Source organism: Photorhabdus machadonis, assembly GCF_052657765.1.
Window position 1 is genome coordinate 4731954 of sequence record NZ_CP199761.1, and the last position, 21946, is coordinate 4753899.

General features: G+C 44.4%; 19 protein-coding genes, 1 pseudogene and 1 riboswitch. Of the genes and pseudogenes, 4 read left to right on the top strand and 16 right to left on the bottom strand.

Features of this window, described 5'->3' with window-relative positions; all coding sequences use genetic code 11:
• Positions 1-223 precede the first annotated feature (223 nt).
• From ACUN2T_RS22750 to ACUN2T_RS22760, 3 genes are read left to right on the top strand one after another with little or no spacing between them, the layout of a single operon-like run.
• Positions 224-838, top strand: coding sequence for a LysE family translocator (locus ACUN2T_RS22750; RefSeq protein WP_445495172.1), 615 nt, complete (start codon positions 224-226; stop codon positions 836-838).
• Positions 839-849: 11 nt separating this feature from the next.
• A complete protein-coding gene (locus tag ACUN2T_RS22755; protein WP_445495173.1) occupies positions 850-1023 on the top strand; it encodes a hypothetical protein in 174 nt (57 codons plus the stop codon).
• A gap of 28 nt (positions 1024-1051) precedes the next feature.
• Complete coding sequence (locus tag ACUN2T_RS22760) at positions 1052-1225, top strand: 3-methyl-2-oxobutanoate hydroxymethyltransferase (RefSeq protein WP_445495174.1); 174 nt, start codon at positions 1052-1054, stop codon at positions 1223-1225.
• A 35-nt stretch (positions 1226-1260) separates the two neighbouring features.
• Here the strand turns inward: ACUN2T_RS22760 and ACUN2T_RS22765 are convergent, their stop codons facing one another.
• The 11 genes and pseudogenes from ACUN2T_RS22765 to ACUN2T_RS22815 all read right to left on the bottom strand — a co-directional run bounded on the left by ACUN2T_RS22765 (position 1261) and on the right by ACUN2T_RS22815 (position 15967).
• Positions 1261-1527, bottom strand: coding sequence for a hypothetical protein (locus ACUN2T_RS22765; RefSeq protein WP_445495176.1), 267 nt, complete (start codon positions 1525-1527; stop codon positions 1261-1263).
• Between the two features lie 3 nt (positions 1528-1530).
• A pseudogene (locus ACUN2T_RS22770) lies at positions 1531-1959 on the bottom strand (RNA-guided endonuclease InsQ/TnpB family protein); the annotation flags it as partial.
• On the bottom strand, positions 1919-2020 hold the full coding sequence (locus ACUN2T_RS22775) for a helix-turn-helix domain-containing protein (protein WP_445495177.1): 102 nt from the start codon (positions 2018-2020) through the stop codon (positions 1919-1921). The gene ACUN2T_RS22775 and the pseudogene ACUN2T_RS22770, both read right to left, overlap by 41 nt.
• Positions 2021-2245: 225 nt before the next feature.
• Positions 2246-4108, bottom strand: a complete 1863-nt coding sequence (recD, locus tag ACUN2T_RS22780) for an exodeoxyribonuclease V subunit alpha (RefSeq protein WP_445495178.1) — start codon at positions 4106-4108, stop codon at positions 2246-2248.
• Positions 4108-7716, bottom strand: coding sequence for an exodeoxyribonuclease V subunit beta (gene recB, locus ACUN2T_RS22785; protein WP_445495179.1), 3609 nt, complete (start codon positions 7714-7716; stop codon positions 4108-4110). The genes recD and recB overlap by 1 nt, the downstream gene beginning before the upstream one ends.
• Positions 7713-10601: a pitrilysin gene (gene ptrA / locus ACUN2T_RS22790; RefSeq protein WP_445495180.1), complete on the bottom strand. Its 2889-nt coding sequence runs from the start codon at positions 10599-10601 to the stop codon at positions 7713-7715. Before ptrA ends, recB begins: the two co-directional genes overlap by 4 nt.
• Before the next feature lie 15 nt (positions 10602-10616).
• The gene (gene recC, locus ACUN2T_RS22795; protein WP_445495181.1) at positions 10617-13988 is read right to left on the bottom strand and encodes an exodeoxyribonuclease V subunit gamma; all 3372 of its coding nucleotides are present in this window, start codon (positions 13986-13988) and stop codon (positions 10617-10619) included.
• The gene (locus tag ACUN2T_RS22800) at positions 13966-14352 is read right to left on the bottom strand and encodes a prepilin-type N-terminal cleavage/methylation domain-containing protein (protein WP_445495182.1); all 387 of its coding nucleotides are present in this window, start codon (positions 14350-14352) and stop codon (positions 13966-13968) included. Before ACUN2T_RS22800 ends, recC begins: the two co-directional genes overlap by 23 nt.
• The gene (locus ACUN2T_RS22805; RefSeq protein ID WP_445495183.1) at positions 14349-14816 is read right to left on the bottom strand and encodes a YgdB family protein; all 468 of its coding nucleotides are present in this window, start codon (positions 14814-14816) and stop codon (positions 14349-14351) included. Before ACUN2T_RS22805 ends, ACUN2T_RS22800 begins: the two co-directional genes overlap by 4 nt.
• A gap of 5 nt (positions 14817-14821) precedes the next feature.
• A complete protein-coding gene (locus ACUN2T_RS22810; RefSeq protein WP_445495184.1) occupies positions 14822-15385 on the bottom strand; it encodes a prepilin peptidase-dependent protein in 564 nt (187 codons plus the stop codon).
• Positions 15386-15451: 66 nt separating this feature from the next.
• Positions 15452-15967, bottom strand: coding sequence for a prepilin peptidase-dependent protein (locus ACUN2T_RS22815; protein WP_445495185.1), 516 nt, complete (start codon positions 15965-15967; stop codon positions 15452-15454).
• 316 nt (positions 15968-16283) lie between these two features.
• On the opposite strand from ACUN2T_RS22815, the gene ACUN2T_RS22820 reads away from it, so the two are divergent.
• Entirely contained in the window at positions 16284-16697 is a 414-nt protein-coding gene (locus ACUN2T_RS22820; RefSeq protein WP_445495186.1) for a helix-turn-helix domain-containing protein, read from the top strand.
• A gap of 57 nt (positions 16698-16754) precedes the next feature.
• Here the strand turns inward: ACUN2T_RS22820 and ACUN2T_RS22825 are convergent, their stop codons facing one another.
• The 5 genes from ACUN2T_RS22825 to rppH all read right to left on the bottom strand — a co-directional run bounded on the left by ACUN2T_RS22825 (position 16755) and on the right by rppH (position 21658).
• Positions 16755-16955 (bottom strand): hypothetical protein, encoded by a 201-nt coding sequence (locus ACUN2T_RS22825; RefSeq protein WP_445495187.1) that lies wholly within the window; start codon positions 16953-16955, stop codon positions 16755-16757.
• Positions 16956-17129: 174 nt separating this feature from the next.
• Positions 17130-17924, bottom strand: coding sequence for a thymidylate synthase (thyA, locus tag ACUN2T_RS22830; protein WP_445495189.1), 795 nt, complete (start codon positions 17922-17924; stop codon positions 17130-17132).
• Positions 17921-18796 (bottom strand): prolipoprotein diacylglyceryl transferase, encoded by an 876-nt coding sequence (gene lgt, locus ACUN2T_RS22835; RefSeq protein ID WP_445495191.1) that lies wholly within the window; start codon positions 18794-18796, stop codon positions 17921-17923. Before lgt ends, thyA begins: the two co-directional genes overlap by 4 nt.
• 75 nt (positions 18797-18871) lie before the next feature.
• Positions 18872-21118 carry a phosphoenolpyruvate--protein phosphotransferase gene (gene ptsP / locus ACUN2T_RS22840; RefSeq protein WP_445495192.1) on the bottom strand — a complete coding sequence of 749 codons (2247 nt, stop codon included), beginning with the start codon at positions 21116-21118 and terminating at the stop codon, positions 18872-18874.
• 9 nt (positions 21119-21127) lie between these two features.
• On the bottom strand, positions 21128-21658 hold the full coding sequence (rppH, locus tag ACUN2T_RS22845) for an RNA pyrophosphohydrolase (RefSeq protein WP_036843817.1): 531 nt from the start codon (positions 21656-21658) through the stop codon (positions 21128-21130).
• A 113-nt stretch (positions 21659-21771) separates the two neighbouring features.
• A riboswitch (TPP riboswitch) is annotated at positions 21772-21877 on the top strand.
• The last annotated feature ends 69 nt before the right edge of the window (positions 21878-21946 follow it).

Consider the following 21946-nt stretch of genomic DNA (forward strand, 5'->3'; position numbering starts at 1 on the left):
AATTGGAAGCACATTTTAACAACAGAAGGATATTCTTTCCACTGACGTAAACGGCCCGGATGTACCGATACTTTTCATCAAGAAGGGTAATCCGGAAATGAGCATAATGAAGGTGGAAATAAATGTGTATCTATTCATGTTGCAGGAATCTTTCAGACGGGAAGACACTACAATTTGTGGCTGGAGCAGCTGTAACCCTGCAATCTGATTGGAGGGCAAAACTATGGAGTTAAGTCTGTTTGTTGCATTCTGGGCTGTGTCCGTTCTATTTATCATCACTCCAGGAGCAGACTGGGCTTACGCCATCTCTGCTGGTATGCACGGTCGTGCAGTGCTTCCTGCGGTCACGGGACTACTGTGCGGACACTTCATTGTAACAATTGTCGTGGCAGCTGGCATAGGGGCGCTTGTTGCTGGTACACCCGCTGCTCTGACCGTGTTAATTGTAGCCGGAGCGGGTTACCTGCTATGGCTTGGCATTAACATGACCCGTCATCCTTGCGTACCTACAGCAAGCAATGAGCGGGAGATAGGTTCCAGATCCCAGTGGGTGATAAAAGGACTCTGTGTCAGTGGCCTAAACCCGAAAGTCTTCCTGCTATTCTTAGCACTGTTGCCACAGTTCACCGATCCGACAGCCGCCTGGCCGATCCCTGTACAAATTATTGCACTGGGTCTGCTTCACATTTTAAGTTGTAGCATAGTTTATCTGATTGTCGGGTATAGCTCCCGGGCAGTCTTGAAGACCCGCCCACAAGCTGCGCACATTGTCAGCCGGGTATCCGGCGCCGTGATGATTATCATCGCTGTAGTCTTACTGGCAGAGCAATTCATCTGAGAATGTAACAAATGTCTGATATCACAATCACTCAACGGAAGACGATGAAACAGAGAGGCGAAAAAATGGCCATGCTGATCTGCTACGACGCGACTTTCGCTTATACAGCCAGCGTGAAGCGCGGCTACGGCAGCAGCGCCATTATTGCTGATCTTTCCTTCATGACCGATGCCTCACCGGAGTAGGTGCTGCACAGTTCAGGCCGGCGCAGCCATGATTCTGGTTGAGGCTGTGCCGGCATCACTCGGCAAGGCGCTCAGTGAAGCCGTCACAGTTCCGGTCATCGGGATCGGAGCGGATATGGGAACTGACGGTCAAGTGCTGGTATTACACGATATGCTCGGACTGAGCCTGAGCGGGCGGGCGGGCACCAAAGTTCGTGCGTAATTTCATGAATGTCAGGAGGGCATCTAATGAGATGATTAATATTGCGCATTAGCTGCTACGGTTAAACGCTGACGTAAATTATCTTCCATGGAGGGCAGTTCTTTCTCGATTTCAGTCCGCTTAATACGCGCTTCTGACACAATGCGCATTGTATCTTCAATCGTATTGACCAAACGACTCTGCGCATCATGTTCGCGAATAAACATGACTAGAGCTGAGAGTTTCTGGCCTACTTCATTGGCTTCTTTCGTCCGTACATTCTGTGACTGCTCCCCGCCGTAAAAAACGGCGAGGCTTCCCACTTCTCAGGCCGCCACCGTCTTTATGACGGATTGACGCTGGCCTCCGTGGGCAGAAACGACGTGTCCCGCCGCCTGTAATTCTGTTATGCCCTTGCGCTGTATGTTGATCGCCGCATTGATATCACGGTCATGTTCGACTCGACAGAAAGGGCATTGCCAGATACGCTTACTCAGCGGCATTTCCGGCATTTTGTGACCGCAGCAATGACAGGTTTTCGAACTGGCGAACCACTGATCCAGTTTGACCAGATGGACGCCCGCCGCTGCGGCTTTGTATTCCAGTTTCTTGATGAAGCCATGCCAGCCCGCATCCCCGATAGCGCGAGCAATGCGGTGATCCTTCATCATGTTGGCCGATTTTAGCGTCTCAACAATGATCGCTTGGTTTTCGTCAACCATTGTTCGAGAGAGCTTGTGTTGAAAATCGGCGCGGGTGATAACACCCGGCCTGTTCGGGTGTTGGGTAGATGCGGACTTTGGTCGCTCTTAACATATTCAGCGCTCATTGATTAAAGTGAATTCATTTTAGCCTGTTTTATAGGCAGATATCAATTCAGTCAGGATACGTTGGAGTAGCCAGACCTAAAGCCCTTTGGGCTTTTCGCCTTATCTCCCCGCCCGCGCTGGGCAAGGGTTTACGGCGGTTTTTGCCAACAATAGGAAACAGTGACAACCCTTCCCCTGATCCGAGGCCATCACCAAAGACCGACGTTTCTAGCTAATCCACCTGCTGACCAAGCCGTTCAGCCAGCCCGCTTCGCCTTTGAGTTGGCATCTGAATAGCCTGACGCAATACCGCTTCATGCGCATAAAGAGTCAGTTTTTCTCTGGCCCTAGTCATTGCCGTATAAACCAGTTCCCGGCTGACAACCGGTACAAATTGGGTTGGCAGTACCAAAGCCGTATGCTCAAATTCTGAACCCTGGGATTTGTGTACTGTCATCACATACGCGGTTTCATGCTGTGGCAAACGACTCGGCTGAATCCCTTTAATCTGTCCATCAGGCAATTGAAAATACGCACGCAACTCATTATTTTCGTCTCTGAGCATAATACCGATATCACCATTAAACAGTCCCAGTGTACTGTCATTACGGGCAATCATGACTGGCCGGCCTGCATAACCACGGCTGAAAATCCCGGCTGGGAGACGGATCAGTCCCTGACGATGCAATAGCTGTTCTATTCGCTGGTTAAGCCCACTAACACCGAATGGCCCTTCTCTGAGTGCACACAACAGGCGATAGCGATTAAATTCAGCCAGAATCTCTCTAGCAGATGCTTGCTTTGCCACCCGTTGCAAATAAGAGTGGTAACCCGATACCGTTTCTGTCAGCAACCGCTGATAATCTTCGTCCCCAGATAACGGGCAAAAACAGATATCATCCAATGACTGTTGCAGAATAGACAGAGCTTCCCGGCTCTTTCCCTGATTAACTGCCGCAGCAAGTTGCCCAATTCCCGAATTTGCATCAAAGCGGTAACTTTTGCGCAACAAGCACAGACGATCACGAACCTCTGGAGCGTTTTCCTGAGCGCCTGCAATCAAATGGCATCCCGTCAACCGACTTAACTGTTCTGCTCTCACAGCGCTGTATCCCAGTTCAGCAAAACGACAAATATCGCCCAACACAGCTCCAGCTTCCACTGACGCCAATTGATCACGGTCACCAAGCAAAACGATTTTCGCCTTGGGTGGCAATGCATCAATCAACCTGGCTATCATGGGTAAATCCACCATTGAAGCTTCATCCACCACCAGCACATCCAGATTCAGTGGGTTATCCCGGTCATAGCGCAATCGCTGGCTATCAGGTTGAGCTCCCAACAACCGATGAATCGTCTGCGCCTGATCTGGCATAGATTCAAACTGTTTCTCTGTCAGAGGCAATTTTCTAACGACACTGTTAAGAGATTCAGTTAATCTGGCAGCCGCTTTTCCCGTCGGAGCCGCCAGTTGGATAACCGGCTTTTTATCAGGATTAAGTTTGATTAAGGCAGCCAATAACTTAGCAACAGTTGTCGTTTTTCCAGTTCCCGGCCCGCCAGAGATAACCGAAACTCTGCTAGTCACTGCTACAGCCGCAGCCACCCTTTGCCAGTCCACTGCTTCATCAGACAGATCAGACAGAATGAATAATTCATCCAGAATAGTTCTCAGTTGCTCTTCCTGAATACTATCTGCTGATTGATTAGCCGAGAAAAAAGCGGCCACCTGGCATTCACTTTGCCACATCCTCTGCAAATAGAGTCGATCATGCGAAAGCACAACAGGCGTTGGTTGAAAACCACTACTGACGGCAGCACAGTTTTCCAGTGCCGCAAGTAAACTTTGCTCATCAGGTTTTCCCGCAATTTGCCATAACTGCTCCGCAAATTCACGATGTCGCCCATCAAAAAAATGTTCAGGTGTTATCCGGTTAACAGGCAGGCAAACATGGCCGGTACCTGTTTCAGCACTCAACAACGCCATTACCAACAACAGAACAGGATCTTCATCCTCAATCAACGTATGAGCAAACTGTAAATCCAATGAGCGCAGGAGCCTGAGGTCTACTGCCTGTCGTAATAACGAAATCATCAATTTCTCTCTTTATCCGGCTGTTCATTACCACGAAAAAGCAGATCCAAAGCATCCACAAATTCAGCCGCAGGACGGCAGCTGAAAATACCATTCCCCGGCTGTTGTTTATCTATTCCCCTCAGAAACAGATAAATCACACCGCCAAAATGGTGTTGGTAATCATAATTAACTAGCCTGTGGCGCAAGTAACGATGCAATGCCAGTGTATAAAGCTGGTATTGCAGATCATAACGATGCTCAATCATGGCTGTTTCCATCGCTTCGCGGGTGTAAGCCTGACTCCCCTCGCCCAACCAGTTTGATTTGTAATCCAATACATAAAACCTGCCTTGCCAACAGAAGACCAAATCAATAAACCCTTTCAGCATCCCTTTCACCTGCTGAAATTCCAATTGTGGGCAGCGGGCAGAAACAGGGTCGTAACGACGCATCACCGTATCCAGCTCCTGAGATCGCAAAAGTTGTTCAACCGGCAGATAAAACTGCATTTCATCCTGTTGGTGATGAAGCGGAATTTCTGCAAGCTGTATACCGTCATCACTCAATGGCGTCGTAAAAATATCTGCCATCCACTGTTGTAATACCCCACTCCAGTGTTCATCAAACCCGGCCGATTTCAGTTGTTCTGCCAACCATTTCTCATCGGGCAATTGGCTGAAATCAAGCTCTTCCAGAATAGAGTGCAAAAAAGTCCCCGCAGAGGCTCCCCGTGGAAACGTATGTGGTGTCATTTCAGGTTGTTCTGCTATTTGTTTTTCACCACTGGCATCAACATCCAACTTTGGCGCGATAGACTGAACAATGACCTCAATAGACTCTTCCCCAGCAATACGGGGGGAAGTATTGCCATGGTGAACAGCAGAGTTTTGTAAACCAGAATAACTGGTGATACGCCAATCATCCTGAATCCTGCGATTAAACTGCCTTGCCGACAGCAATAAATCATTTTGGCTTTGTGATTTCCATGGACTATCATCAGTATCACTGATTGAGGAGACAATAATTCCATCCCCGTTTAATTCTTTAAGACATGTCGCTAGAAAATCAGCATCACCTTTAACTCCCTTTTGGAGCAGGTAACCCAGGGCACACTGATGCAGATCGGTATCTCCGGCCTTTTTCTTATTGCCTTTTATCAGTGGAGCCACACCGACACTGCAATGGTAAACAGAGCGCGTCAATGCAACATAGAGCAAACGCAAATCTTCTGCTAGCCGCTCTTGTTCTGCCAGTTTGATCGTTTCCTCATCAGGAAAAATATCAAGGCAAGCATCAAAACTTGTACGATCATGATATATCGCCTGTTTCTGCGCCCTGAAATTACAAACAAATGGCAACCATACCAACGGATATTCCAATCCTTTGGATTTATGGATAGTACAGATTTGTACCAAATGGCGATCGCTTTCCAGCCGCATTTGCTGGTTTTCCGACTGAGGATCAGGATGAGATATTTGTTGAGCCAGCCAACGAGTAACTGCATGTTCACTGTCGAGTTGTAAAGATATCGCCTGTAATAACTCACCAATATGCATCACATCGATCAAACGCCGTTCACCCTCATAACTGACAAGTAAATTTTCAGCAATATGATGGTTTGCTATTACCGCCCTTAACATAGGTAATACACCACGGCGTTGCCACAGGCGGAAATAACCATCAAATTCATCAACTAACTGATCCCACGCCTTTTCATCATGATTCAACTTGTCTATCTGACGAGCGGTCAAACCAAACAAACCACTGGCAAGCGCACTTCTCAGAACGCGTTCTTTCTCTGGCGATAACACAGCTTGCAGTAGCCAAAGAATATCCTTTGCTTCTGCGGTATCAAATACACTTTCCCGGTTAGAAAGAAATACAGAAGGAATAGATAACAAGTTAAGCGCATGACGGATCAGTATGGCTTCCTTTCTGCTACGTACCAAAACAGTAATGTCGGCAGCAGCCACAGGCCGGGAATCATCTCCCTTATGTAACAAAGCACGTCCTTCACTGCCAGCCTGCAACCAATCACGAATTTGCGCAGCGCAAAGCCGTGACATCGTTTGTTCATAATCTCCGGTAGAAATACCTTCTCCTGGCTGTAACCAGAAATTCAACGCTGCCTGCTCTTGACCGTCATAGCTAAAAGAAAGTCCCCGGTTTTTCTCTGCCGCAGCAACTTCAATAAAAGGGATTTGTTCAAACAAAAATGGATTTTCTGAACGCATAAACAACTTGTTTATTGCCTGTACCATTGAGCAGGCAGAGCGCCAGTTTGTCTCCAGAGTATAGTGAGCACGGACCTGAGAGCGGGCACGAATATAAGTGAAAATATCTGCACCACGAAATGCATAAATAGCCTGCTTAGGGTCGCCGATAAATAGCAACCCATTTTCAGGCTGATCGCCATAGATAGTATGGAAAATCCGGTATTGCTGTGGATCGGTATCCTGAAACTCATCAATCAACGCAACCGGATAGCGCTGGCGGATAGTTTGAGCAAGCAAATCACAGCCCGGGCCTTTCAAAGCATCATCAAGACGGGTTAGTAAATCATCAAACCCCATCTGACCACGTATCAATTTTTCCCGGCAGATTGATTGGCGAATTTCAATAATCGCTCTGGAGATAATCAAATCACGTAAAGTCAGTGGTTGCTGGTATAAATCATCGATAACCACAAAAAGTGAATGCTCAGGGACATCGCCTTTTTTTGTCTTTTCTGCTAATACCGACTGCCGGAATTTCTCCAACTCTTTTGGTAACTGATAATCCTCTGTAGGCTCCTGAGCCCAATCAGTGACTCTGTTCAGCCAATTTGGTAAATGCTTACTACTATAACTTCTCTTATCTACACCAGAACCCGCAATCAAATCATGCAATTCTCCAGCAACTTCGTTCCATTGGCATTTAACACCACTGATCAACTGGATAATCTTCTCATGGCGGCTTAACAGAGTTTCATTACTGTCTGGCGCATCAACAATATGTGGCATATCCCCTTGTAAATAAGGGTGTAACTCAGATAACAGCGCTTCCGGCCCACTCCATTCCTGGCTGATGACCATTGCCATTGACAACGGCAATGGATAACAGTAACGGCGCCAGAAATCAGCACCCCCTTGTTTTTCCAATGGATGTTGATCCTGAATTAATGTCTGTTCAAACAAAATCCCAGATTCAAAAGCATTATGTGCCAACATTCTCTGACAGAAACCATGAATGGTATAAATCGCGGCTTCATCCATCTGCCGCTCGGCTGCCAACAACCAGAGAGCCGCTTGCTCTTTATCCGGGATTTCATCCAATAGCTGTTGATAGTCGGTTTCTGCGCCTTCTACTTCGCTTCGAATACAAGCCAGGCGAAGTTTATGAATATTTTCACGGATACGGCCACGCAACTCATCTGTTGCGGCTTCCGTAAACGTCACCACCAGAATTTCTTCCACACTTAAAGACCGTGGAAAAGCGGCATCTTTCCCCAATCCAAGTAGCAAACGGAGATATAAAATGCCAATGGTGTAGGTTTTACCCGTCCCGGCAGAAGCTTCGATCAGCCGCTGACCATTCAGCGGCAGAGTTAATGCATTAAGCCTATGGACAGATATCTCTGTACTCACTGAACTCTTACCTCAACAGGTAACTGTTTTTGAAGTTCAGTGACATTATGATAGGTTTTCCAACCTTTCAATTTCGCATACCCATCTGGGTTTGCTAATTTGCCAATCACTTGGGAAATCAATGACAGTCCACGATGTTTGATTACCGCATCCCGATAGAAATTAATTAGTTGCTTCTGTGTAGTTTTCTTTAGTACCTCAAGCATTTTATCTCGGCTATCAAAACTAAAGTTATTGCGGCTAAAATCACCAGAGAAACGGGCAACCTCAGCATAGAAAGTTTGTGGCGGCTGCTGCCTTTCATTAATCAGCGCATTTTTGTACTGCTCAAAATCAGTTTGAGACATCGCATTCAGTTTACCTGCGGCTTTCTGATAGAAATCCAGATAACGCTGATTCAAGTCTTTTGGTTGTTTACTGTTACTTTGCAGCAGGAAACCCAACCCCCACTGCTCCCCGACACTGGTATTGAAAGCAAACACCGCATACCCCAATTGTTCCGTTGTCCTTAGCTGTTCATAGAACCAAGGCTGAAGCATATTGCTCAACAAACTTGAATAAACATAACCTTCTATGCGGTCATACCCCGTCGGGATATAAACTTCGGCTAAAGCACCGTCAGTACTGCTACCAGTACGCTGGAAATTAACCGGGTAATTTTTATCAATCACCACCTTGTTCCCACTCCACCAGTAATTTCCTTGATTCGCCAGTTGATGATGGGCCGATTCAGCAATAACTTTGCTCTGTTGTTCGGTCAGGTTTCCAATGATCATCATCTGCAAAGCAGCGTTTTTGATCATCTCATGACGATACTCAACAATATCCTGAACAGTGATGGTTTCCAGCTCTTTCAATCGAACAGATTGTTCAGTGTAAGGCACCCCAGAAAGGCGCTTCAATGGCTGCATAGCCATTTCATAAGCTTTACCGTTATTAGAAACCTCGATCTGTTCACGATACCAGGATTTAGCTTGTTCCAGTTGACTCTCGGTTGGCGTAAATGCCGTGTAATTACTGATTAAAGAGGTTAAGAGTTGCGGCAGATTCTGAGTGTAGCCACTGACGCCTAATTGCAATCCTTGCGATGCACCACTGGAGATACTCATTCCTGCAACGGAAGCTTGATAACCAAGCTGGTCAAGGGAAAGCCCTGTCAAATAATCAAGCAAAGAGCCAGTTACCTGCTTGCGGGCACTATTCAGACTTTCCGCATGGCGCAAATCAAGAAGGATGCTGGCTTTAGGTTCATCAGCAAAATATTGGCTCGGCATATAGAACAAACGGAGATTCTGCTGTTCAAGAATCATCTCAGGATGCTTCTGACTTTTACCTGCTTTTATCAGTTTCAAGTCGTCAGGAATATAAGGATTTGGCGCTGGCAGAGAAAAGTTCATCTGTTCCTCTAACTGCTGCCATTTTGACTGCTGCTGTGATGTGATTCGATCAACCTGATAAGGTGCCTGAACAAAGTAAGCCTGTTTATTGTGCGGCTCTTTTGGGCTGATATACCAGATACGGGCATTTTCAGGCGTCAACTCAGCAAGCCGATTGGCAATTGCTTTCGGATTATAATCATCAGCCACATAGCCAGAATTCAGTACATTGGCAACAGGAACCCGCAGCATAGCATCCGATAACCATTCGATATAATGCATATCACGAACAACAGAACCATATTGGAAAGAGAGCTTCAAAACCTTAGCAATCTCATCAAAATAGCTTTTCTGAATGCCTTTTTGTTTTAACAAATTAATATAAGCAAAAATAGCCGCAACAACCTGATCACGCTGCTCAAGTCCTTTGTCTGTCAACGTCACATAGATAAAAAAGATGCCTTTATTGCGGTCAATCATCGGTGCCGCACCTGCGTTGATACTTTCTGCCAGCCCCTGAGATTGCAGCCAGTCTGATAATGTATTCAGGCTACGGTTGCCTATGATATAACCGAGATATTCATCCGTTTTACTGCGAAAATCAGCACTGTTATTGTCAATACTGAACTCCAGTTGCAACGCTTTTTGCGGTTGAGCAGGAACATAATGGATAATAATTCCTTTCTCTTTTTCCGTTACTGCTGGGACGGTAATCGCCGGCACTCTCGCTTTTTTGTCCGGTATCCGACCAAAAGTATCAACAGCAATTTGAGCCAGTTTATCAATAGGCTGATTACCGTAAATGACACCTTTCATCAGATTGGCTGAATAATAGTGCCGATAGAACCCCACCAGTTCTGCTTGTAATTGACTCCCCGGTTTATCTTTCAGCGTTTCCAGATTACCACCAGAAAAACGGGCATTTGGATGCTTAGGGTTCAAGGTTTCTGAGCGTATTTGAGCAACCCGCATCCCATCACGAGAACGCGCCATTGTCAGTTCCGCATTGACGGCGTTCCGCTCCCGATCTGCGTTTACCGGGTCTAGCAGAGGTTCAGCCAGTGCATCAGCCAGACGATCTGTGGCATCAGCTAACGCTTCATTTTCTACTTCAAGATAGAAAGCCGTACGGTAAGAGGCAGTGCTGGCATTATAGCTACCGCCGTGTTTTTGTAAAAACTCAGATAAACTACCCGACTGTGGGTAGCGCGCAGATCCCATCAGAACCATATGTTCCAGATAATGTGCAAGCCCAAGCTGGCTGTCAGGGTTTTCCATACTACCAACCGGAATCGATATCGCTGCCAGAGATTTTGTCGCCTTCTCGTCAGACACCAGCAAGACCGTCATATTGTTTGCTAATTTGATCCCCTGATACTGACGGTGATCATTTTCGCTTTTATAAATTGTCTCTTGCAGTGGCTGCCACTGTTGCATTTGCGCATAACCTGCCGTTCCCCAAAAAAGCAGGAACATCACAGCAATCATGCGGATAAGATGTTTATGCATTATCGGATATTCTCCCTATGTGTTCTGATATCGCGCTATCGGTAACAAATAACTGAGCGCTTCCTGTTTAAGTTTTGCTAAAAATGATTTATCAGCTTGCCTGAAAGCCCGCTGAACATAAGGATCGTCACCTTCCCCTTTGCGCCCTTGCTCCCCAAGCCATGCTTTCAATAGCTGGCTTTCAGCTTTTGACTGAATTTCATCACTGCTGTCAATCTCACCCGTTTCTTTATTCATACATGTTGAAAGCCACACCCAACCACTTTTACAAAACAAGGGCAAAGGTACTGATCTTCCGCGCTGATAACCTTCAAGCAATTGACTCAGATAATCTTTCGCTTGTTCTGACGGAACAGGGGCAAAACACCATTCGCTGTTATCGCGTCCATAACTGCGGCTTTCCCCCTTACCACCAGCAAGACAGTAAGCCAGATGTTCAATCCACAACTGCATACCATCATTTGCTGTCAGACTAGCCGGCCGCCAACGTAGCAAACCATCCGGTTGCACCTTATTAATTCGTCCTGTCAGAATGACTTGCCCTAAATCATGATGTAAATCGACAGAGAAAGTCTCTATTTGTTGTTCACGAATTTTATCCGCCAGTGGTTGCATCTCTTTTTGCTGCTTCAACCAATAAACTTCACCAAAAGCACCAAAAGGCAATCCTCCAGCCGCACGAAGTCGGTTGAATAGCGGTTCAGGCGATTGTTGTTCAATGAGTGTATTCAACAATAGCTGATTAAATTGATAACGTTGAAGGTTATCCAAAACAAAAGGTTCTTCCTCAGGTAACTCCGTTTCTTCAATGACAAAATTTATTTTCAGACAACGCTGGAAAAAAAACCGAACGGGATGACGGTAAAAGCGGATTAAATCATCAAGTGTAATTTCCCGAATGTGTTCCGTTTCGACAGGCTGACAAAATTCAGAATATGCAGCACCTTGCTCAGTCGCGGCCGGTAACCACTCTCCTGCATAACTTTGCTGATAACTGCCCGGTATAAAGTTTTCCGGCGCAAATGGAACCCGGGCATGAAGAGACAACAGATGTTTTCTGATATTAGCGGCACTTTCATCAACGTTCAGTTTTTCATTGCTTGGTAAGCAGAAACTCTGGCAAACATAATCCAGCAATTCATTAACCAGCACTGAAGGATTGCATTGCGTATCATCACGCATGGATTTACCAATGTAACTAATATAAAGAAACTGTTCAGCGGATATCAGCGCTTCAAGGAATAAATAACGATCATCATCCCGCCGTTTTCTGTCTCCCCTTTGGCTTTTTTCTGCCATCAGGTCAAACCCAAGCGGTGGAATTGAACGGGGATAAATACCGTCATTCATTCCCAATAAACAGACAACCTTAAAGGGGATAGAACGCATTGGCATCAAAGTGCAAAAGTTGACAGATCCAGCGAGAAAACGCTGACTTATTTTTTCATCATCAAACCGGATCGCCAATTCATCCCGCAACAGAACCAGTGGCACGATTTCTTGATAGTGGGCATTCAGGCCATTACCTATCACTTTCTGCCACTGCTGCTCTATCATTGCCAGTACTAATTCAGTTTCACTGTCTGCGACGAAAAATGCCTCCAGCAATTGCTGGCAGACAGGTAACCACCCCATTAACGTCTGATTCTCACCCAGAATTTTGCGCCAGTAACTCAATTGCATTAAAAACTCAGCTAATTGACCGGCAAGTTCCGCCGCTAAACCGCTGGATTCATCATAAGGCAATACCTCTTTCCAAGGACCTGAACGACTATCCATGGCATAACCCAACAACATTCTGGTCAGTCCAAAACGCCATGTATGCTGGCCCGTCACCGGCAAGGACAACTCTTCCACATTGTCGTCATCCAGCCCCCAGCGAACACCGGATTCTTCAACCCAACGCCTTAATAAACGTAAACCATCTTCATGAATTTCAAATTTATTCGCCAGTGCCGGCACTTCCAGTAATGCTAAAACCTGCTCAGTTGTAAAACGGCTTTGAGGTAAATCAAGCAGTGTAATAAATACCTGTAAAATTGAATGCGCCTGACGGGCTTTACGATCAGAAATTGCGAATGGAATATAACGTTCAGCAGAGACATTACCAAATACCGCCTGAACATAGGGAGTATAACTGTCAATATCCGCGACCATCACAATAATATCCCTTGGCGTCAGTGATGGATTATCTTCCAGTAACCTTAAAAGTTGATCCTGTAAAACTTCCACTTCCCGTTGAGGGCTATGGCAAACATGGAAAGACAAAGAACGATCCGCAGGATTAACCAACCGTTTTTGCAGGCTATTTTCAAATGTTTCTTTTGTTGAGCCAATCTGGGCATGATCCTCCAGATAGAGAATATCCCTTTGGAGCTGATGTAACACGTTGTCTTGCTCTAATTCGACAAAAGCGTGAACATCAGAACTTTGCTCAAGCTGCGACAGTAAATAAAGATTATCACGCCCTAATCGCCCCCATGACGCCAACAAGGGATTACTGATATCCTGTTCACCTTCATCGTTAAACAGTGATTGAGCATTGCCAGGATCTTTAAAATATTCCAGTTCCTGCTTGTTTTTATAATGACGCGGTTTACGGCTGCTCAGTTTTGCCAGAAAAGCATAATTCTGAATATCTCCCCAATAATATTTACATGGATTGGTAAACATCAGGTGAATATCAATATGCTGTCCCAGTGCCTGTAAGGCCTGTAAATAAACAGGCGGCAAAGCAGAAATACCACAGATAAATACCCGTTTCGGTAAACAAGCTGAAAGTTCAGCACTGTTTTCCAATATCGAAATAAAACGGCGATACAAGTTAGCCCGATGCCATTGCGGTTGTTGTAGCTGGTGGGTATATTCCGTTAATTCCAGCCACAATCTTTTCTGCCACAATTGATTATCGCTCAAACCATCAATAAGCTGCCCTTGCTGCCAGCTTTCCAGCCATTGCGGGCGATAAACAAGATATTGGTCAAACAGGTCAGCAACCCGCCCAGCCAATTGATGAATTTTCCGTTTATCAAAATCCTGATCAAGATAGTGCCTGAGTGCGACAAATTCCGCTTCTGGCAATAATTGAGGCAATAACGCCATCAGTTTCCATGTCATGGCATCTTTACTAAAAGCGCTTTCTTTAGGGATATCAGGCAATACTTTGGTAAACATATTCCAGATAAAAGTAGCCGGAAGCGGAAATGAAATATTGGCTGATATGCCAATTTTTTCAGCCAGTTGGATTTGCAGCCACTGTGACATTCCCGGGCTTTGTACCAGAATAACTTCCTGCTCAAACGGATCAATCAGTGGATTATCTCCGATAAGTATTGTTATCAGCTCTTTAAGAAGATCCAACTGATTAGAATGATAAACCTTGAACATCAGGACTCCCGTTTGAACAAATCCACCGGCTTGCTTTACTTTGCTGATTATAAGGTGTTGTTACTATAACTGTAAGCTGATAGCAATCAGATAACTGATATGTCGTCTGAAATTCAGCATGCCATCCCGGTGGCGGTGTTAATTCTGCTAAAGCACTTTGACCTGCAATTAATTCATATTGTTCCAGGTATCCATAAGATAATTTGTCCGCCTTTGATTGTTGCCAATGTTGCTGAAATCCAAATAATAACGCCTGATGATAACGCATTAATCCCAGTAAAGAGACAGAAAAGACCATAACGGCAACCATAACTTCGGGCAAACTCATCCCTGATTGATGAGTATGAAAAAGATCCAGCTTCATAAACAAAACCCCGAATCTGCTTCGGGACAGAAATCCAACCAACCACTTTCTACCGGAATAAGAGAATCACTTCCACCAGAAGAGATTAATTTCATCCATTGATATAATCCAACAGATTGCCCGGATGCCACTTCTGCCACACCTTTCAGCAGAAAAAAATTACTTGAATACCTTTTTAAACAACTTGTTAGATGGAACTCCTGCTGTTGCAGGCAATACCACTCTTCTGTTTTATCATTATAAAGTAGCCATGACTGAGCCATTCCCCATGCCAATGCAGATTCTGCTTGCTGAAAAGCTTTTAAATATCTGCGTTCATCAACCATCATGATTAATGCGTTATCAAGATGATGATGTAAAGCTTTCAGCATCATAAGGCTCACAGCCAGCAACATCAGCACTGAAATCAACAATACATTTCCTTGCTGAAATTGCAGGCAGGCATTTGGAGAATGCTCAGTCACGGTACTTATCCCCTGATATTGCGCAAACGTATTACTGCCTGATATTGGTAGTTTATTGATGGATGTTTAAACCAATGTGCAATAAACGTCAATTTGATAAAAACTAAACCATCTTTTGTTGGTAATTTTTCCGCTTTAAATGAATCTACCACTATCTCATTTGGGTCAAATAGTCTTTCCCAGCCATTTTCCTGACAGTTACCCGCCCCTCTTTTCCATTCCACTGACTTATTACTAAGACGATAGCCAAAGAATTCTGATTCGTTGTGTTCTGGTGGCTCCCATTGGTTATTCACATTAAGATCGTATGCAATAATCAGGCATGAATCCTCACTTTCATCACTTTTATTATTGATTAACATTGGCTTTCCATCGCAATAATGCTGGCAATATCCTGCTCGACGAATATCTTTTTCTATAATATGCAATGTTTGTTTAATAAAATAGCTTAAACGATATCGTTGATATAACTCCATTATTTGTCTGGTTAAAACCGGGTAACTTTTGGCAATCGCCAGTAAAATAACAATACCAATAGCCATTGCCACAATCATTTCTAATAATGTCATTCCAGATTGGTTTTTATGTTTCATTATTACAATAGAGTATCACTTATTTTATAAGAAAAAGCATAATTAACCACAAGCTGGGATACTATTAAACTTATTATTACTACATGATCTTACTCTTCCTCGTGAAGAAAAAATAACTGATATTTCACCTGCGGCATTAGACAAGATAAAACTCGCAGGCATCATCGTGTTTCTTATTCCATGAAACTCTACCTGTTCCTTAGTTGCTGAACTTATAACAACATCCTGATAGGATGATTGTATACCCTCAGCATGCTCTAAATCACAATCAGTAAGTGCAGATCTCGAAATCGCTATACACCACTCTTTTCCCGTTTTCAGCCACAATACCACCTCTTTATTCAGATAATTTGCCATAGATTGCTGCCTGGCGATAAATGTCAATACTTTCTGTACTGATTCCTGTAGTCTGGCTCTTTCCTGATAATCACCCCATTCCTGTATCCCCCATAAAGAAAATATTGAAATTAAAACAATAACAATCATCAATTCCAATAAGGAAAAACCTAATTGATTATCAATATTATAACTACCAATTATATTAATGTTATCTTCCATTAACAATTCCTTACATCCTTTCGTAAGACATTCTATTTATTTTAAAAACAGAATAAACACATAATTGAATTTTATGCGAGAGTGCATCAATAAAGAAATAACAACATCTTATTATTACATTTAAATTGCGTAGAGCCTCGCAAAAATCAATAAGAATAGACGTTTTTTTTATTATTATTGTCATGCAGTGTAAGCTTATATGGCTATAAGGAAGAAGTTTCATAAATATAATCAAAAAAACTCTTGATATATCGTATCCTACGTAAAATACGACAAACTAACCGACTACTCATGGAGAAACAGAGCATGATCAATTTTGCAAGTCGTTCAAGAACGGGCTAGTGCTCTGTTTTCAGAGATCCCTTGGCTGGCCTACATCGATACCGCAAAACAATATAAAGAAGCGTTGGATTTAACTGATGAGCTTTTCAAAGATTACGCCAACAACAAAGGACTAATTGAAATTCTAGCTACAGTAATTGGACGCTATGAAGATACCGCCCCTGAATTTGCAGAATTTAATCAGGCTATTGAAAATATTCCTACGGAGGTTGCAGCCCAGCGGGTTCTGATGGATCAATACGGCCTTAAACAAGCCAACCTTAAAAACGAAATCGGGGGAGCTTCCCTCGTATCACACATTCTGAGTGGAGCGAGGTCGCTGACAGTAACCCATATAAAAACCTTGAGTACACGTTTTAAGGTTTCTAGGGCAGTTTTTATCGATTAGCTTTATCTGTTCCCTCAATTAATTGAGTAACAAAAGGATTTTTTTTAACTTTATATATCACACCCGACGTTCCCTGCGTCTACAAAGTGCTTCTTCAGGGGTTATTTTTCTACCTTCTATAATGTCTTTCTTAGACAACATTGTGATTTTGAGCAACGCTATCGCCTGTTGTTCCGTGTTTCTATCGGCCAGTTCTCTCTCACTCTCCGCTACTGGTTGAATAATCAATTTAGATACCACGTTATTAGTGACAAACATACTACTCTCAAAATATTCAGGGTTGTTGAGCAGATCTCTGATTTTTTTCTGAGAAATAGTATTTATGGTCTTTTTTCTCCACTTCTGCGTGTCTGTATTTATATCATCAAAATCAAAAGGGAGACAATTTATAATAAATTGTCTCCCCCAGATGTGTTGCTAATAACCGAACAACTAAATAGCAACCGGTGCCTTTATTCCTGGATACGGGTCATAATCGACAACGTCAAAATCATCAAATTTATAATCAAAAAGTGATTCTGGTTTACGCTTTATGACCAGTTTTGGCAGTGAACGCGGCTCACGACTGAGCTGCAATTGTGTCTGTTCCATATGGTTGTTATAAAGATGCGTGTCACCACCGGTCCAGACGAAATCCCCCACTGCCAGATTACACTGCTGTGCCATCATATGAACCAACAATGCATAGCTGGCAATATTGAATGGCAAGCCAAGGAATACATCACAGGAACGCTGGTAAAGCTGGCAAGAAAGTTTGCCATCCGCAACATAAAACTGGAAAAAAGCATGACATGGCGCTAATGCCATTTTATCCAGTTCACCGACGTTCCAAGCCGATACAATGATCCGGCGTGAATCCGGATCGCTTTTAAGCTGTTCCAGTACCGTTTTCAGTTGGTCAATCTGGCGGCCATCTGCCACTCCCCATGCACGCCATTGTTTACCATACACTGGCCCCAAATCGCCGTTTTCATCCGCCCATTCATCCCAAATAGTGACGCTATTTTCATGCAAATATTTGATATTCGTATCACCATTCAGGAACCAGAGAAGCTCATGAATAATCGAGCGAATATGACAACGTTTAGTGGTCACCAGTGGGAAACCATCCTTCAAATTGAAACGCATCTGATGCCCGAAAATGGAGACAGTCCCCGTCCCGGTGCGGTCTGCTTTCGGCGTGCCTTCTTCAAGCACTCTTTTCATTAAGTCCAGATACTGTTTCATTTTACCTTTTGTACCTTATTACCTTGGTGTTTATATGCCCATATCATCATTAATACTCCCGCCAGGATCATTGGAACAGACAGAATCTGTCCCATGCTGATTCCATCGAATAAACCCAGTTGTGCATCTGGTTGACGGAAAAATTCCACTATTATCCTGAAAACACCGTAGCCAATTAAGAACAGACCGGAAACACTGCCCATTGGACGAGGTTTACGGATATATAAATTCAAAATAATAAACAGGACGATCCCCTCTAACGCCATTTCGTAGAGTTGTGAAGGATGACGAGGAAGAACGCCATATTGTTCCAGTATTGATAACAGTGAAGGGTCAGTTGCTGCCAGTGCAATATCTTCACCACGGGAGCTTGGAAACAGCATAGCCCACGGTGTATCCAATGTGACACGTCCCCACAATTCACCGTTAATAAAGTTACCGACCCTCCCCATACCTAAGCCAAAAGGGACTAACGGTGCAATGAAATCAGCAACTTTTAAGAAGTGGCGTTTAGTTCTGCGGCCAAATAACCACATTGCGCAGATAACCCCCATCAAACCACCGTGGAAAGACATTCCTCCATCCCAAACTTTAAACAAATAAAGCGGGTTATCGAGAAAGGCAGGGAGATTATAAAACAGTACGTAGCCAAGACGGCCACCAACAAAGACGCCAACAAATCCCGCATAGAGCAAGTTTTCTACTTCATTTTTTGCCCAACCACTATTGGGTTTCGCGGCCCTGCGTGTCGCCAGCCACATGGCGAATACAAACCCTACCAAGTACATAAAACCATACCAATGAAGGGATATGGGGCCTATTGAAAAAATAACCGGGTCAATATTAGGAAATGCCAGGTAGCTGTTACTCATCGTTCCCCACTTAATATTTAAAATGAATACTCTAAGGCAAATGATCTCGGATCATAACACAGGCAGTTAAGCGGATTAAATTCCGCCTCTGACCAAACCACCAATCCCATGCCGCGCCATAAACGTTGCTGACAACTCCTTTACTCTTACGCTGGTTTCAGCCTGTAGCACTTCGGTCATTAATCGCTCAACCTGAACCCTCTCCAGATGGCGTAATAAATATTTAATCCTTGGCACACTACAACCACTCATACTCAGGCTACGATAGCCAAGGCCTATCAATATCATGGCACCCATAGGAAAACCCGCCATTTCACCACAAATACTGATAGCAAGACCGGCTTGCTGGCTATTTTCAAATACCAGTTTTAATGCCCGAATCACAGCCGGGTGTAGACAATCATAAAGGGAGGCAACATGGGTGTTGTTTCGATCCACTGCCAACAGATACTGTGTCAGGTCATTGGTTCCAATAGAAACAAAATCGACTCTGCTCTTCAGTTGTGGCAAGAGAAAGATGGATGAAGGAACTTCTATCATCACGCCAAGCTGCGGCGTAGGTATCTGATGCGCCAGAATTTGCTCAACTTCCTCTTTCGCCCGGTCTATCAACCTCTTAGCTTCATCAATCTCTTCCATGCTGGTGACCATTGGCAGAAGGATTTTCAAATTACCGCTATTAACATTCGCTCTGAGCATAGCCCTAAGCTGAATGAGAAAAATTTCCGGTTGGTCCAATGTCACCCGTATACCGCGCCACCCCAAACAAGGGTTTTCTTCGCTGATGGGCATGTAAGGCAGTTGTTTATCCGCACCGATATCAAGTGTACGTAATACCACCGGTTTATCGGGAAATAATTGCAGCATCTCCTGATAACGGGCTTTTTGTTCATCTTCTGAAGGGAAACCACTGTGCAACATAAAGGGTATTTCAGTTCGATAGAGACCAACACCATCAATATTATTGCCTATATGTAATTCATATTTCAGGCTCAAACCCGCATTAAGCTGAACAAGAATACGCTCACCACTTTTGAGCCGCGCTTCCTGATCAACATCCCCTTCCGCCAGTTTGCTAAGTGCTTTTTCTTTTTCGATGATCTGTTTATATTCCTGAGAAATTAACGGCTCAGGTTCAATAAAAACGTCTCCTCGGAAACCATCAAGAATCAGCATACGATTGTGCAGGAGTTCCGGCTGGATATCAGCCCCCATAATAGCCGGAATACCCATCGCACGAACCAATATGGCAGAGTGTGAATGCGTTGCGCCATCACGAACAATAACCCCAGCTAATCTTTCCGGCGGCATTTCTGCCAATAGGTTAGCACTCAGTTCATCAGCAACCAGAATAAACCATTCAGGCCACTGATGGCTGACAGTCGGTGAATCATCCAGATGAAACAGTAATCGTTGCCCAAGTGCCCGCAGATCCGATGCCCTTTCCCGCATATAAGCGTCTTGTAAGCTGGCGAATTGCTCTACGTATTTCTCAATAACTTGTTTAACCGCCCATTGCGCAACAGAGCCCTGCCCAATACAAGAAAACAGATCTTGTTTCAATTGAGGATCATTCAAAAGGTAGGAATAGAGATCAAAAATCGCGGCGCTCTCTCTTTGAGAGCTAGTCGTAAAACGCTTACTGAGCCGCCGGCATTCCGCCATCGTATCTTCAAGTGCCTGAATCAGACGAGAACGTTCCGCTGCATGATCCAGGGTTGATGCTTCAAAAATTTGTTCAAGTGAGGGCTGGGAACAATCCTGCCAACCCTGAGCCATGACGATGCCACTGGAAATTGCCAACGCTTTAATTCGTGTCTGCCGGTAGTGACCAAACAAACCCTTAGTCTGAGCCTGAGCAAGGATCACGGCCAGTTGTGTCGCAAGCGTCACCATAAAGGACTCTTCGGTTTCATTAAACAAGCGTTGTTCCTGCTGCTGAACGACCAGAACACCTTGCAACTGACGACGATAAATGACCGGAACCCCTAAAAAAGCGCGGAAGTTATCTTCTTTAACCTGAGGCAGATATTTGAAACTAGGATGACTGCGGACATCCGCCAAATTAATCAGTTCAGATAATTGACCAACTTGTCCAACCACCCCCTCACCAAAAGCCAGGCTGATAATTCTTCCCCGGGGTTTCCTCAATCCTCGGGTTGCCATCAGGTAATAACACTGCCGTTGATGATCAGCAAGGTAGATAGAGCACACATCCGTGCTCATCGCCAGACAAGTTTCATTCACCAATAGCTCAAGCGCTTCGGTCAAATTGGTTGCCATCGCAACTTTTTCAACAATTTCCCGTAAGCGCATAAGCATGGAACTAACCTAACTTCTTTTGCGACGATAAGAATATGAAGAACGTAACAATGATACGTTTTCCTGCATTGGCATAACAACCGAAGCAAATTCTTTCATCACGCGCCGGTAAACATCACGTTTAAAAGAGACAACCTGCCGGACAGGATACCAATAGCTGACCCAGCGCCAACCATCAAACTCCGGGGTATTGCTATGCTGCACATTAATATCTTCTTCATTACAAAGCAGTTGTAATAAAAACCACCGCTGTTTTTGGCCAATACAGACAGGTCTTGTATCCCAACGCACCAAACGCTTGGGTAATTTGTAACGTAACCAATTACGGGTAGAGGCCAAAACGCGTACATCTTTCCGGCCTAAACCCACTTCTTCATACAGTTCCCGGTACATAGCCTGCTCTGGTGATTCCCCCGGATTAATCCCCCCCTGAGGGAATTGCCAAGAATGTTGCCCATAACGCCGGGCCCACAAAACCTGGCCTTGTCGATTACAAATTACAATTCCTACATTCGGGCGGTAGCCATCATCATCGATCACCAGACTACCTCAATAAACTAAATTTGAAAGATGACTGATTGTTTCACACTACCCTCAAGTGGTAAACCTCTATCATTGGACTTTGCAGTAGCTAGCTAAATCTCTACAATAGCGTCATCTCAACGGGGTGCTGGCTGTTTAAAACAGTCTTGCTGAGAGTAAACCCGCCGAACCTGAATCCGGCTAATACCGGCGTAGGGATTTGAGCTGCTAATTGTTTCACAGAAATTATCTTTACGTTTAGCGCGCCCTCAGATCCTTTGCCAATCCTCTTAATTAAGGAGAGCA